Genomic DNA, 14,961 nt, shown 5'->3' on the forward strand with positions numbered 1-14,961 from the left:
TCCGGGTAGGGATACCGGTACACAATGCAAAAAACTAATCGGTACAGATGAGGGTATGTGCGGTTTGTCCGGCAAGCCGGATCGCTTTTTCTTTGGTCCGCGAATACTTGTCTGCAAACACTACCCTGAAAAAATGATGATACACCTGTGCAAATGAAAAAGTATATCCTGGCGTAAAGCGGATACCCGCCTTTTCACAATAGCTGTAAAAAGCGGTCATATCTACCCTGGCATCCATTTGTACCCACATATTGTATCCTCCTTTTGGAGTACTGATGCGGGTACCGGGCGGGAAAGCAGAAGCCAGCAAGCCCAGCGTATGATAAGCCTGTTTGGCCAGCTGCATACGGAACGACCGGATATGCCTGTCATAACTGTTTGATTGCAGCAATGCTCCTACAGTTTCCTGATAGATGGGCGCCACGGTACTGCCTATTGCAAATTTGAGCTGTTCCGCCCGGTGAAAAAATCTGCCTGCCGACAACCAGCCCAGCCTGACACCAGCTGCTAAAGATTTGGAGTAAGAGGTATAAGTCATTACCAGCCCACTGTCATCAAAAGCCTTTATATTACAGGGCCGCTGCTCCGTGAAGTTCAGGTCGCCGTATACATCATTTTCTATCAACACTATCTGATGCAATTGTGCCAGGTGAAGTAAATATTTTTTCTGATCGTTTGACAACAACGTTCCTGTGGGGTTATGAAAGTTAGGCGTTACTACAATCGCCTTTACCGTGTGTTTTGTACAAACCTTCTTTAAATAATCAATATCAAATCCGTTATTAACATCCACTGGTATCTCCACTACTTTCAGCTTTAGCATCCTGATTACTTCCAGTATAGAGAAGATACACGGGCTTTCCAATGCTACCACATCTCCCGGAGCGCATACCGATGCCAGGGCAATATACAGCGCCTGCAAAGCACCATCTGTTATAATCAGTTCTCCGGCATGCAATCCCGTGTGATACTGTGCAGCTCTCCGAACAATCTGCTCCCTTAAATGGAAGGCGCCATTAGCAGGGTAATATCTCAGCAGTCCAATTCCCTGTGACCTGATTACCTGCTGCATGGTACGTAATACCAGTTTTTGCGGGATAAAAGCATCCCCTGCCGCTGCCACATTAAACTCGGAAAAAGCGTTTCTCTGCTGGTTCCAGGTGGTGATAGCAGACAGATGATGTTTAAACACCGCATCCCGTACAATTACCGGCTTACTTTTGACCGGCGTGTTTTCCTGATGCTGGTGGGCACTGGCACTTACGTAATACCCTGACTTCAACAAACTCTCCACCAGCCCTTTGGCTAAAAGATAATCGTAGGCATTTTGTATCGTGCTGATGCTGGTATTAAACTTCTCTTTCAATATCCGGATAGACGGCAACCTATCGCCGGGCCGGTATCTTCCAGCAATAATATGTTCTTCAATTTCAGCTGCAATAGCTTCGTACTTGTAATGTTTCATGCACTCACTGTACCAGGTAAATTTACAATTTCAATAGCTGTATGCTAAAGATACCTTGTTCATGGCATATATGCTACACAATTCATTAACTTGCCGGGGTTCTCTGAAATAAGGCTTATGAAAAAATTAGAAACACGATGCATCCACCCGGTGGAGCTGGAAGAAGATAGTAAAGGCGCTGTTACCGCCCCGGTATTCCTTTCTGCTGCCTATGATTACCAGGATGCAGCCGAACTACGGTATCCGGGTTTTTATTCTACCTATAACCAGCAGCGGGTAGGAAAGATTATGGCACAGCTGGAACAGGGCAATTGGGGCATGCCATTCAGCTCAGGTATGGCAGCTATCAGTACGGCTATCCTCTCTTTTGCCGGCCAGCATGATCATATTATTTTCTGCCGGGACCTGTACGGCGGCACCTTCCGCCTGGCAGAAGAAGAGCTGCCTAAAAGAGGGATCTCCTGCAGTTATGCCGCCCATTCACCGGAGCAGTTTAAAGCCCTCCTGCAACCCAATACAAAAGTTATTTACATTGAAACACCTGCAAATCCACTGCTCAGTATAGTACCCCTCAAAGAGATTGCAGCACTGGCTAAAGCACATGGTGCGATTACAATTGTAGACAACACTTTTGCTTCTCCCATTAATCAGTTACCACTGTTACATGGCATCGATATCTCTGTGCATAGTGGCACCAAATACCTGGGTGGGCATAATGACCTGCCCTTTGGCGTACTGATATCGGCCAGCGAAGCGCATAAAGCGAGGATCCACGCCACCGCAAAGCTATATGGTGGGTCACTGTCTCCTTACGAATGTTACCTGGTGGAAAGAAGCCTTAAAACGCTGGCATTAAGAGTACAACGCCAGAATGAAAATGCGTTTAAACTGGCGGAATATCTGTCTGCCCAGCCTCTGACCAGACAAGTTTATTATCCCGGGCTACCTTCGCACCCCGGTTATGCTATCGCCTGCGAACAGATGACTGGTTTTGGGGGCATGCTGTCTTTTGAGCTGGATATCCCGGCTGAAAAAATCCCGGCTTTCTTAAAAGCACTCCGGATCATCAGTCCTGCACTAAGCCTGGGAGGGGTAGAAAGTCTTATCTGCGCACCTGCCGTTACTTCCCACCGGGGATTAACGCCAGCCCAGCGGCAGGAACTGGGAATAAAAGATAATCTGCTACGTTTGTCTGTGGGTATTGAAAATGTGGATGATCTGATAACAGATATTGATACCGCCATATCAAAGGCCATGCATTAACAGGCAGGGCTAGGTAAACTTTACCTGCTCTCCTGCTTTTATTTCCCTGCCACGCTGGCGCTGTGCTTCCGCAAAAGCCTCATCCGGCAAGGGTTTAAATCCCCTGGGGGCTTTATGCGCCGGGCCTTCGTAGATCCCTACAAAAGGTTTATTATACATTCTCCGGCTTACCGGGTCCGTCATCCTGAAATACTGTACATACCAGCCCTTTACCGGCTTGGTATCCACAGGAGTTTTCCTGCTCACCAGTTGCCGGTTGGCCAGTATCTTATCCAGGGTAATCAGCTCGATGGCCTTAGCCGTAAAAAAGTAGACCTTTCTGCCCCGCAAGGAATGGCCGCTTTTAAACACGCCTGCATGATGCCATTCGGTGGCAAATATCTCCAGCTCTTTTGCTGTAATTTTTGCATGGAATTTTTTGGACAATAATGCAGCCACTTCACCTGCTTTTAGTAGCCCCTTTGTTTCCGCATCCTGATAGTTCTCTGATTTTCCCTGCTGCAGATAATGGCTCATTTTCATGGCGGAAAGTTACAGGTATTTATTTTATTTCTGGTCTGAATATCAATAGCAGCAAGGTTATTCCATTGTTGAATACCGGATAATAAAAAAATATGTAGCCATTTAACTACATTTACCTATATTTGTAGCCAAATGACTTCATAATGGAAAAAAGAAGAGATGTGTTTCAGGCAATTTCGGATCCTACCCGCAGGGAGATCATACAGCTGGTATCGCACCAGCCCCTTAATCTCAACAGCATAGCAGGGCATTTTGACTCCAGCCGTCCTACGATATCGCAGCATATTAAAATACTGACAGAATGTGGGTTGATCATTATAAAAAAGCAGGGGCGGGAAAGGTATTGCGAAGCCAAACTGGAGCAACTTGCAGAGGTATCTACCTGGGTAGAACAGTACCGGAAATACTGGAATGAAACAATTGATGCAATGGAAATTTATATAAACGATTTACAATCTAAAAAAACAAAAAATGACAAACAAAAATGAGCTTTTCGCAACGGTCCAGGAGCAGGATACCTTCATATCCCGGACCATTAATGCACCCCGGGCCCTGGTATTTAAAGCCTGGACAGATCCTGAACATTTGAAGCACTGGTTTGCCCCCAGGGGTTGCAGCCTGCATTTCACCGCGATAGATGTACGGCCGGGAGGTGGCTTTCACTCCTGTATCCGGACACCTGATCTGAAAGACTGCTGGTGCAAGGGTACATATCTTGAAATTGTTGCGCCTGAAAAGATTGTGTTCCGGATGGCCGTGTCGGATGAACATGGCAACCTGATCTCATCAGCAGAAGCAGGCATGGCACCAGACTGGCCCGAGGAAACAACCGTAACGGTTACATTTGCGGAAGAAGGGGAAAAAACAAAATTCACGCTGCATCAAACAGTAGCTGAAACACTGGCCAAACGTACCGGCGCTTACCCAAGCTGGCTGGACATGCTGGATATCCTGGAGGCGCAACTGCAGCAACACTCAGGTACATCCAGATAGTACGAACAAAGTACCAGCCCCTCGTATTTGTACTAGCTGATTTCAAATTCAGGCGCGTATGTTACCACACCGGTAATATGATCCAACGCATGGGGAAATAACTCCTTCCCCATAAAAGCTGCCGCAGGCACTTCAAAAGGTGCCGTAATATTCCATTTTTCTGCAGGAACAAATCCAAATCTTGGATAGTAATGCGCGTGCCCCAGCACGATCACCGCATTATAGCCGAGGCGGGCAGCCTTTGCCAGTCCTTTTTCGACCAGCAACGTACCAGCGCCTATTTTTTGATATTCCGGTAATACCGCCAGCGGGGCAAGGGCCAAAGCAGTAGCTTCCCTTTGCCCTGCTGCGGTTATGCTGATCCTCGTAAACAGGATATGCCCTATCAGTTTATTTTCATAAATGGCTACCAGGGAAAGCGCGGGGATAAATGCGGTACTGTCCCGCAAACGATCTACCAGCAGGGCCTCCTCTTTTCGCCCAAATGCCTGCTCATTAATATTAAAAACAGCCTCCTGGTCCGCTTTTATCTCTTCCCGGATTGTAATTGCAGTTACTATACCCATTGCCTTGATTTAATGAGGTGATGCCCACCTGTTGCCGGTGCACCTCCCTAATACCAAATATAGCCCAATTCAACTATACTGCTTTCCACACGCTCCTGCTACATTTCCTTACACATTATCCAGATATAAACCGGAGATATTCCGTAGATATCCCATAGATATTCCGACTAATCCTATTGTCGGGATATCTACGGGATATCTACGGGACATATACGGGATATCTACGGGATATCCATAACGAAACGTAGGTCCATGGCAGGGTTTACCCGGATTTTACCCAGGCTTACCTACTTAAAATCCGGTTCCCGGTGTTTTTAAAGTGTAAGTACGACTCTTCCTGTTGCGTTTCTGCTTTCTATTGACCGGAATGCTGCGGCCACTGCTGTATAGGGGAATACCGCCGCCTCTGACTTCAGTTTACCTTCCTGTATCCAGGTGACCATTTCATGCCACCATTGCTGTTTATTTTCCGGCGTAGCATGGTATATAGATGCGCCTGTAATACGGTTGGCTTTAAGCGCCAGGGTATTTCCGTCTATGGTCATACTTTTTTCCGACATATTACCATAGGCCACCATGGTACCACCTGGAGCGATCATAGCAGCCAGGGTCGTACCGGTATCTCCGCCAATGGCATCCAGGATCAGGTCGGCTCCTGTATGGTTCGTAGCCTTAGCTATCTGCTCCTGCCAGTCGGCATCAAAATAGCTGCAGGCATAGGTAGCTCCTAAGGACTTTGCATAGATTACTTTTTCTTTATTCCCTGCAAGTGCAATAATGTTCTTCCCTCCTTTAAGCCTAGCCAGCTGTACTGCAAAGGAGCCTACACCACTTGCTGCAGCAGTAATGATCACGGACTGGTAATCTTTAGCCTGCTCCAATAGATACCGGGCGGTGAGACCCTGTGATAATAGCCCTTGCGTAGGGGGAAGGCCGGGTGGAATTAAAAAAACGTCTTTTGCATTGATGACTACAAATGCAGCATAGCCATTGCCTGCTATCCCTGTTACCCGTTGCCCTGCGGTAAGATGTTTTACGTTGGCGCCTACAGCTTCAATCACTCCTTCTATCTCTGCCGGCATCTTCGCGGGTAAAGGGTAAAATGCCCGGTATTTTCCCTGCCGGATAAGCACACTCGCGTAATTAATACCGATGGCTGTTGTTTTGATAAGCACTTCTTCTGCCTGGGGCAATGGCTTTGCCGTTTCCTGCCATTCCAATACTTCAGGACCTCCATATTGATTCAAAATAATTGCCTTCATCTTTGTTGATTTGATGGTGATTAATCCAGCAACAAAGATGAAGGCAATTTGCTTTAGCAGCACTATGCATTCCCCCGGGGAAACGGACTATAACGGGGGTTACTTACCATTAATTTCGCTGTTAAACATCCAGCGCTTACCAAACTTGTCGGCGATAGCGCCGAATTTAGCCCCCCAGGGCATTTCCTTAAATGGTTCTGCGATCTGGCCACCTTCCGCCAGCTTATTAAACAGGGCTTCTGTTTCTTGTATACTTCCGCCACCAACACTCAATGTCACATCATTACCCGGAATAAATCCATCTGGTCCGATCATGTCAGATCCCATCAGTACCATCCCACCACTGATCAGCATACTGTGCATGATATGATGCTGCATACCCGCAGGGCATTGTGCTGCCATAGGGGTTTCTGCCACCGTTTGTAAAGTAAGCTCCCCACCCAGGCATTGCTGGTAAAATGTCATAGCTTCCCGGCAAGTGCCTTTAAAATTCAGATAGGCATTTATTTGTAGTGCCATTATGTTCAATTTAAGGTTTTAATAAAACAGATAATTTTTCACCAGCGGTACGATAGCTGCTGCAGCAGCTGTACACCAGCCCGGTAAAACAAACTTAGCCACAATTCCGGTTTCCGGGGAAGGCCAATCGCGACAATATAAGGGGGAAAACACGACGCTGCTGCCTCATTTTCCTTCCGCATGAAAAAACAGTATCTTTGCGCACATTTTTAATACAATCTATCATGAAACTGGAAGAACAAGTACAACAAAGGAGCGAAAACAAGTGCGAATTATGCCAAAGCAGTAATAATTTAAGGATATATGAAGTACCTCCTACCTCCAGCAGCAATCAGGATAATACCATCTTCATCTGTGATAAATGCCAGGCCCAGATTGATAAAAAAGAAGAGCTGGACAGTAACCACTGGAGCTGCCTTTCCACTTCCATGTGGAGTGAAGTGCCAGGAGTACAGGTAGTATCCTGGCGTATGCTGCACCGCTTAAAGAACGAAAGCTGGGCAATGGATAACCTCGATATGATGTATCTCTCTGATGAAACATTAGCATGGGCAAAAGCCACTGGTGATCATGATAGTGATGGCACCGTAGATCTTCATAAAGATGCGAACGGTAATATATTACAAAGCGGGGATACCATTGTACTAACAAAATCACTGGATGTAAAAGGCTCTACACTCAATGCAAAAATGGGAACTGTAGTCAAGAACATCCGGTTGGTGCCAGAGAACACAGAACAAATTGAAGGTAAAATAGAAGGCCAGGTAATTGTAATCCTCACCAAATATGTGAGAAAACAAGGGTAATGGTAGCTTTATAAAATAAAAAGAACCGCTGCGGAGCGGTTCTTTTTATTTTATAAAGCTAATGATCTGCTAACTTCCTTTTTTCCCGGAGTTCCTCAAAACTCAGTTACCCGATCTCTCCTTTTCCTCCAGTGGTACGTGCCATGGAAATTACCGGAATAAATTAACAGTCAAAGCCAGTGTAAAGTTGTTATCAAGATAAGTGCGTACCCCTGATGTCTGAGAGGTATAGATCAGTTGTAGCCCAACAGTAGAAAGGAAATTGAATCCTGCGCCCACCGTGTAGTTTTTGGAAGTATGATATAGCCCGAATACATTCATCCTATTGTTAAGGAGCAGGACATTGGCACCAAAATCGAATATATTATCAAAACCGCGCACTCCTCTGAAACACACTTTAGGCTCAATAGCGGTAAATTCATTGCCAATATCCCACCTGTAACCCGCTGCGGCATAAAAACCAGCACTGTTGCTAATATCCTGGTTATCCTTCCTGAAATATCCCACTACATTGGGCAGTGCCCCTTGCAGTGTAAGGTGCCCATCTGTGTAAGCCATACCAAAATCCCCATCAAAGTAATTGTCCCGGCGGTTAAACAATCCAATAGAAGGATCATTTGGATTTCCAATGATCCCTTTCACATCCAGCCGGTCACTACGCAAGCCAACAGACAACCCAAAATGAAGCTGTTGGGTACCGGATACGGTTAAAGGCAAATGGTAAGCATAGGTAAGCGACACACGGGTTCTGTTAATCAATCCTGCCTCATCCCGGTAAACATTCAAACCTGCCCCTACCCTTTTACCTACCAGGTAATCTGCAGTAAATGCCATTGTTACCGGCACCCCAGGATCATTATTAAATTGCCTGCGATAGGCGCCATTAATATGTAAGCCGGAATCAATCCCTGCAAAAGAGGGATTGCCCAGATATTGATTCTGAAAATACTGGGATGCCAGAGGATCCACCTGTGTACTGGTGTTTCCCCAGCTTTGCGCCACTGCCTGCTGAGCAGAGGTGCTTAATAGCAGCACTGCGATACCAGCCCTAATAAAATTTCTCATTGTATTGAATATTTGCAGTATCATTTTAGAATTTATCCCGTATGATTGAAATAAAGCCTTTTACCTTCGGAAGGCCTGTACCGAAATCCAGAATATAATAATAGGTACCTTCTTCCAATGCCTTTCCATTTACGGTGGCATCCCATTCATTCTGATAACCACGCTTGATGTATATCATACGCCCGGAGCGGTCAAATACTTTCACTTCATTATTGGGGTAACTATCAATGTTCTTGATGATAAAACGGTCGTTGATACCATCGCCATTGGGGGTGATCAGATTATTACCTTCTACTTTATAATCTTCTATCACTTCCATTTCGATCTGTGCAGTAGCAGTGCATCCCGCAGCATTGGCAACCGTAACACGATAGGTAACATTTTGTTCCGGACGGATAACGAGCACCGCAGTATTTTGCCCACTGATAATACCAGGTGCATTATCCCATGCGTAAGTTACCCCGCCAGTCGCAGTTAATTCCACCGGGATTCCTTTAGACACTTTTGTGCCCTTGTTGCTGGTAATAGCGGGAACAGCCATACTTGTAACACCTAAGGTGAAGGTATAGCTGGTTTGATCTATTCCGCCATGGTCTGTACCACCATTATCCTTCACCGTTACGGTTACATTGGTACTACCAGCTGCACCAGCAGCAAAACGGAACCGCAGGTGAGTCTGGTCAGCAGATAGCTGCGTAAAGAGCGCTGCATTATCAGCAGAGACTGTCACCGTAGTAGTCTGACTGCTTTCCGGTCCGGCGGTAATACCTGCCAGTGCAATGGTTTGATCCGCAGTCGTGTTACAGAAAGATTGATTAGGAATAGCCTGGATAGTAGGTGCCTCATTTACATCCTGCACCGTTATCACAAATGCTTTCTCGAGGAATTCACCAGCGCTGGTAGTAGCCCGTATACGTATCTGGTAGCTGGATTTTTCTTCAAAGTTAAATTGTTGTCCGGCCATCAACTGATCACCTCCAATGCTAAAAGCACCATTATCAGCACTGCCTGTGCCCGGCACTAAAGTATAAGTAAAGGTTTCTCCTGTTTCAGCAGAAGTGGCCGACAATGTACCAATAACCGCATTAATCGCATTGTTTTCAAAAATGGTATTGTTGCCAAGACTTATGTCCAATGGCTTTTCGGGTGTATTACTCAGATTGATCCGTACGGTTTCAGCAGCGGAGGTATTTACCCCGTCACTCACAGTAATGGATAAGTTAAAGGAATTATCCTTTTCATAATCCAGGTCTCCGGTATCATTGACCGTAATAATGCCTGTAGCCGGATCAATCAGGAACGCCGGCGTTCCATCGCCATCCGGATCCACATTGCTGATGATGGTAAACTGCTGTAGTGGCAATACCGCACCGGCGTCCGTAGCTGCTACCGTGCCTGCCACAGTTGCAACCGGGCTGTTTTCAGGTATGGTAAACACCTGCCCGGCAGTGACTACAGGAAGTACTGCATCAACTTTTATATTGGCTTGTGCTCCTACATTATTCAGGGCAGGTACCGCAGGATTCCCAGCTTTATCTGCCAATTGATCCCCATTAAATACCATTGCAGGAGCCGCTTGTATCCCATCAGCATCTATATCTCCCGCCTGTACCTGATAGCGGAACAGTAATGTTGAAGTACCAGTACCGGATACGTACGTCAACGTCCTGGTAGCAGCGCCTACTGTCAATGGAATGGTCACATTGCCGCCTGCGTTATCCACCATTACGGCTTCACTAAAGTGAACGATATATTCCAGCTGGGCTCCGGCTTTGTACAAATTAGCAGCAGGCACAGCCACACTGGTAACTACCGGAGCAATACCATCAATCACAATATCCTTATTGCCGGCAATGGAATTTGGCCCGCCGGTAGCAGGCAATGCCAATGTAGCGGCTATATTACTGCCTGTCTGGATGGTACTTCCATTCAATAAAAGCGACTGCGGATTTACATAATCCAGATCGGCAGACACATCTCCGGCCTGTACTTTATAAGAGAAAGTAAGTGTTTTATTTCCTGTTCCGGATGCATACACCGCCTTTCTGTCTGTATTACCTGTTTCCAGCAGCAGATCTGGTGTACCATGGGTCGTATTGACCTGAACAGGCTGACTGAATGCAATGGTAACCAGGATTTCATCTCCCACTTTATAAGTACCATTTGCTGTAGTTGCGGACACATTTGTGATTACCGGCGGGATGCCAGTTACAGTAACAGGTATTGTTAAACCGGCCTGCATAGGAGGTGCAGGGGTATTCCCCTCATCATCCACATCAATCCGCAATTGCGCAGATCCGGCAAATCCTTCATCCGGAGTGAATACAACATCTGCTAAAGCATTATTAAGATCTGCCAGCTGTCCGCTAAACGTCATGGTCTGATCCAGTGTACCTGATCCGGTGGCAAATGTGATATTAGCGGTTGTTACCAGGGTCATTTTCCCGTTGGCAGCTGTTAACTTCACGGTCATACTACCGTTCAGGGCATCCACATCCGTAATGCTTATCTGATTATTGTTAGCGCTATTGAAATGGAAAGGCACATCCTGATCTGTTGATTGTCCCGGTACATTATTAATCACAGGCGCATCATTTACGGCATTGATTACAAGATCCACCGCTTCATTTGCCGTTGCCGCAGGGCCACCGGTATGTCCATTATCATCAATAAGTATATCCAATACTACGGTTCCGTTCGCATTCAATACAGGAGTATAAGCAAGCTTGTTACCTGCAATGAAAGTATTAATAGCCGTTATTGATCCATTTAGTGTAATACTATTGGTGCCACTGTTGTTTACAGCCACACCAGCCGAAGAGGCCGCCGTTAATGTTCCGGCACCAACGGTAAATGAAACCGTTACGGAAGCGGTACCAGCATCTTCATCACTGAAAGTAATACCGCTAAGCGGCAAGGGTACATCCTCAGTTACGGCGATATTTGCCGGGGCGGAGATAAGTGGAGGATCATTGTCGCCCGTTACTTTTAAGAGTAAAGTAGCGGTATCACAAAGGCTGGGCGTACCATTATCACAAACCTTGTAAACCAGGCTGTCAAGGCCACCGTAATTCATATTAGGTGTATAAGTAAAGCTACCATCTGCGTTCAGCACTACCGTACCATTAACCGGCGCCGTAACCAGGGACGCCGTCAACACATTCCCATCCGGATCACTATCATTGGTCAGCACATTACCTGTAGCAGGAACATTTTCCAGCAGGCTAACGCTATCCCGTACCGCTATAGGCGCATCATTTACGGATGTTACATTAAAGATAACAGTAGCCGTATCGCAAAGACTGGGGGTACCATTATCACAAACCTGGTAAATCAGACTGTCAAGACCATTGTAATTTGCATTAGGCGTATAGGTAAAGCTGCCATCCGCATTCAGCACGACTGTACCATTAACCGGTGCAGTAACCAGGGATGCCGTCAGCGCATCCCCATCCGGATCACTATCATTGGTCAGCACATTGCCCGTAGCAGGGACATCTTCTGTCACGGTAACATTGTCCCTTATTGCTATGGGCGCATCATTTACAGCACCTATACTAAAGATGACTGTGGCTGTATCACAAAGACTAGGGGTACCATTATCACAAACCTGGTAAATCAGGCTGTCAAGACCATGATAATTTGCATTAGGCGTATACGTGAAACTCCCATCCGCATTCAGGACCACTGTACCATTAACCGGCGCTGTAACCAGCGATGCTGTCAGTGCATCTCCTTCCGGATCACTATCATTGGTCAGCACATTGCCTGTGGCAGGTATATCTTCTGTCACATTGATATTGTCCCTTATTGCTATGGGCGCATCATTTACAGCGCCTATACTAAAGATGACTGTAGCCGTATCGCAAAGGCTGGGGGTACCATTATCACAAACCTGGTAAATCAGGCTGTCAAGACCATTATAATTTGCATTAGGCGTATACGTGAGACTTCCATCTGCATTCAGGACCACTGTACCATTGACCGGCGCCGTAACCAGTGATGCCGTCAGTGCATTCCCATCCGGATCACTATCATTGGTCAGCACATTGCCCGTAGCAGGGACATCTTCTGTCACGGTAATATTGTCCCGTATCGCTATGGGTGCATCATTTACAGATGTTACATTAAAGAAGACCTTAGCGATATCACAATAACTGGGGGCACCGTTATCGCAAGCCTGGTAAGCGAGGCTGTCAAGGCCATGATAATTCGCGTTAGGTGTATAAGTAAAGCTGCCATCCGCATTCAGTACTACCGTGCCATTGACAGGCGCCGTAACCAGAGACACCGTCAGTGCATCTCCTTCCAGATCCAGATCATTGGTCAGTACATTCCCTACAGCAGGGACATCTTCTGTCACGGTAATATTGTCTGGTAATACCAAAGGAGGGGTATTTATCTTCATTATTTTAAAAATCACAGTAGCTGTATCACAAAGGCTGGGGGTGCCGTTGTCACAAACCTGGTACAGCAGGCTGTCAAGCCCGGTGTAACCATTATTAGGCGTATAGGTAAAGCTACCATTTGCATTCAACACAATGGTACCATTAACCGGAGCTGTAACCAGGGAGGCCGTCAGTGCATCTCCTTCGGGATCAGTATCATTGGTCAGTACATTACCATTGGCAGAAATATCTACAAAGAGCTTAATACTGTCCTGCACAGCAACAGGTGGCGTTTGTGCTATCCTGGCAGCAGTATATGCTGCACTGTTTGCATTTGGTGGACGTGTAACAGTCAGCCCATTATCATGAATGATCATTGCGCTTAACAAAATAATCCAGCCAAACAGACTTTGACTACCAGAGTAGAAGTTTAACATACTTTCAGATTAACATAATTCTAAAATGCCACTATGAGGGAAATACACTTCCCTTCAGCAACAACTATCAGTAAGTTTAGATTAAACGGAAATGGCTTATCTGCCATCACAAAGGCAGACAAACGAGGCGCTATACCGGTATTAACAATTATTCTTTGGTTGAAATCCTACAGGCTGTTAACTGTTTGCCCGTCATGCCGGCAGGCAATACCTGGTGAGGATAATAATGTGATATCCGTGGAAATTGGCAGCAGATGGTCTGCAAATGAATCATAGCGTAGAACGGTTCCATGACATTCTGATTTATTAGGATATGATAAAAGACTTAAGGATCATGGTTACTGAATAAGAGATCTTGGTGATATGATGCTGGGTTTAAATTGGTAGGGCTCCTATTCAAATGATGATCAAATGTATAAAATATTTTTATTCATAACAATACTTTATTCATTCGTGCCAGCTACAATCCTCCACAAATAAGCGTTTTGAATCATATTTACCTGACGATATACGGACTAATAACCGGAGGGGTATGACAGTTAGTTGCCTGTTTACCCACCTACGCATTTCAGGCAATTAATAAACCTTAACGGGGGTTGACCTGAATAATTATTTGCAGCAAGAAGACCTGCAAACGTCATTTTTGCGGCTGATGTTCAGTTATACTGCGAGGGGTCCCGGAATCACCACGGATGTATATTGGGAATACAGCTGCCAGCCCAGCGTTTCATACAATGCTCTGCCTGCTGTGGTAGCCACCAGGATCCCTTTCCTATTCCCATGTGCAGCACCTAATGATTCCAGCGCTTTCATCAATCTACTGCCCAGACCGCGGCGGCGGTGATCCGGATGTGTTTCTATCCGGTCGTATATAACGTAGTTGTCTACCAGCGCAATGCGTCCCATAGCTGCGATTGTTCCAGCAGCAGTTAATATCCTTGCCACCGGCACAGGCAAGTCAGGTATCACATCCAGTGTATAATTGCCGGGAAGGTTATCGGGAAGGGCAGCCATCGGACTGGAACAAATCATCATAAAGCCCGGATCCTGTATTTGCCAACGGGAAGGGAGTAACGGGCTGACAGCCTGTTGCGGTGCGCACACTTTCAGGAACACCCACGGTTCAACGATCGTAGCTGCCAGATGCCGGAAGCTGTTTGAAACGGCAGGAAAAACATAACGGCGCTGCTGGTCCGGCCAGCCTACCTCTACCCGGAGTGCGCCACTGTCTTTTACAGGTGGTGCTACCTCCCGCGCAATAGCCCATCCCCTTACCCATATTTCAACAAGGTGCGGACCTACAGATGATATATTAACATTGTTGTACATTTCTTATTATTTGTCAGCAGCTCCAGGATAACCCTTATGCCCGCATAGGGATGCTTTTGGCAGGTATCTGTTCGCTTTATTATCATTACCAATTCCTTCCTGTTAAAGTAAATTTACAATTTCCAATGTCAAAATGCGGACATTACTACCATACCTGCCACTGTTCCTTACCACAATATTTTTTGGAAAGTCAGGTAATTTATTTAGATTCGTTCAGCCACATACTATTCCACATAGATGAATAGAAGCACTGAAGCACACAAAAAATAAGAGCACAACAGGTAGGCTTTCTCCCAAAGAACCCCATATTTACTGAACCCCAAAATCCACTATTCATATTATTGCA

12 protein-coding genes are annotated in these 14,961 nt (G+C 46.0%); 4 read left to right on the plus strand and 8 right to left on the minus strand.

Features of this window, described 5'->3' with window-relative positions; genetic code table 11:
• Window positions 1–34 precede the first annotated feature (34 nt).
• Window positions 35–1,465 (minus strand): aminotransferase-like domain-containing protein, encoded by a 1,431-nt coding sequence (locus ABR189_RS11900; RefSeq protein ID WP_354660716.1) that lies wholly within the window; start codon window positions 1,463–1,465, stop codon window positions 35–37.
• 117 nt (window positions 1,466–1,582) lie between these two features.
• Here ABR189_RS11900 and ABR189_RS11905 point away from each other — a divergent pair, with 117 nt between their 5' ends.
• The gene (locus tag ABR189_RS11905) at window positions 1,583–2,728 is read left to right on the plus strand and encodes a trans-sulfuration enzyme family protein (RefSeq protein WP_354660717.1); all 1,146 of its coding nucleotides are present in this window, start codon (window positions 1,583–1,585) and stop codon (window positions 2,726–2,728) included.
• A 9-nt stretch (window positions 2,729–2,737) separates the two neighbouring features.
• Here ABR189_RS11905 and ABR189_RS11910 read toward each other — a convergent pair whose 3' ends face one another.
• Entirely contained in the window at window positions 2,738–3,250 is a 513-nt protein-coding gene (locus tag ABR189_RS11910) for a hypothetical protein (protein WP_354660718.1), read from the minus strand.
• A 143-nt stretch (window positions 3,251–3,393) separates the two neighbouring features.
• On the opposite strand from ABR189_RS11910, the gene ABR189_RS11915 reads away from it, so the two are divergent.
• A complete protein-coding gene (locus ABR189_RS11915; RefSeq protein WP_354660719.1) occupies window positions 3,394–3,738 on the plus strand; it encodes an ArsR/SmtB family transcription factor in 345 nt (114 codons plus the stop codon).
• Window positions 3,722–4,243, plus strand: a complete 522-nt coding sequence (locus ABR189_RS11920) for an SRPBCC family protein (RefSeq protein WP_354660720.1) — start codon at window positions 3,722–3,724, stop codon at window positions 4,241–4,243. Before ABR189_RS11915 ends, ABR189_RS11920 begins: the two co-directional genes overlap by 17 nt.
• Window positions 4,244–4,275: 32 nt before the next feature.
• On the opposite strand, the gene ABR189_RS11925 is transcribed toward ABR189_RS11920, so the two are convergent.
• The 3 genes from ABR189_RS11925 to ABR189_RS11935 all read right to left on the minus strand — a co-directional run bounded on the left by ABR189_RS11925 (window position 4,276) and on the right by ABR189_RS11935 (window position 6,590).
• Window positions 4,276–4,809 carry a GNAT family N-acetyltransferase gene (locus tag ABR189_RS11925; RefSeq protein ID WP_354660721.1) on the minus strand — a complete coding sequence of 178 codons (534 nt, stop codon included), beginning with the start codon at window positions 4,807–4,809 and terminating at the stop codon, window positions 4,276–4,278.
• A gap of 314 nt (window positions 4,810–5,123) precedes the next feature.
• Window positions 5,124–6,071, minus strand: coding sequence for a quinone oxidoreductase family protein (locus ABR189_RS11930; protein WP_354660722.1), 948 nt, complete (start codon window positions 6,069–6,071; stop codon window positions 5,124–5,126).
• A gap of 99 nt (window positions 6,072–6,170) precedes the next feature.
• Window positions 6,171–6,590, minus strand: coding sequence for a VOC family protein (locus ABR189_RS11935; RefSeq protein WP_354660723.1), 420 nt, complete (start codon window positions 6,588–6,590; stop codon window positions 6,171–6,173).
• A gap of 224 nt (window positions 6,591–6,814) precedes the next feature.
• Between ABR189_RS11935 and ABR189_RS11940 the strand changes: the two genes are divergently transcribed.
• Entirely contained in the window at window positions 6,815–7,396 is a 582-nt protein-coding gene (locus ABR189_RS11940) for a PhnA domain-containing protein (protein WP_354660724.1), read from the plus strand.
• Window positions 7,397–7,546: 150 nt separating this feature from the next.
• Here the strand turns inward: ABR189_RS11940 and ABR189_RS11945 are convergent, their stop codons facing one another.
• From ABR189_RS11945 to ABR189_RS11955, 3 genes are all read right to left on the minus strand, one after another.
• A complete protein-coding gene (locus ABR189_RS11945) occupies window positions 7,547–8,461 on the minus strand; it encodes a PorP/SprF family type IX secretion system membrane protein (RefSeq protein ID WP_354660725.1) in 915 nt (304 codons plus the stop codon).
• A gap of 25 nt (window positions 8,462–8,486) precedes the next feature.
• Window positions 8,487–13,286, minus strand: a complete 4,800-nt coding sequence (locus tag ABR189_RS11950) for an Ig-like domain-containing protein (RefSeq protein WP_354660726.1) — start codon at window positions 13,284–13,286, stop codon at window positions 8,487–8,489.
• A gap of 660 nt (window positions 13,287–13,946) precedes the next feature.
• Complete coding sequence (locus ABR189_RS11955) at window positions 13,947–14,615, minus strand: GNAT family N-acetyltransferase (RefSeq protein WP_354660727.1); 669 nt, start codon at window positions 14,613–14,615, stop codon at window positions 13,947–13,949.
• Window positions 14,616–14,961 lie beyond the last annotated feature (346 nt).

It is taken from the genome of Chitinophaga sp. H8, from assembly GCF_040567655.1.
In the GTDB taxonomy this organism is placed as follows: domain Bacteria; phylum Bacteroidota; class Bacteroidia; order Chitinophagales; family Chitinophagaceae; genus Chitinophaga; species Chitinophaga defluvii.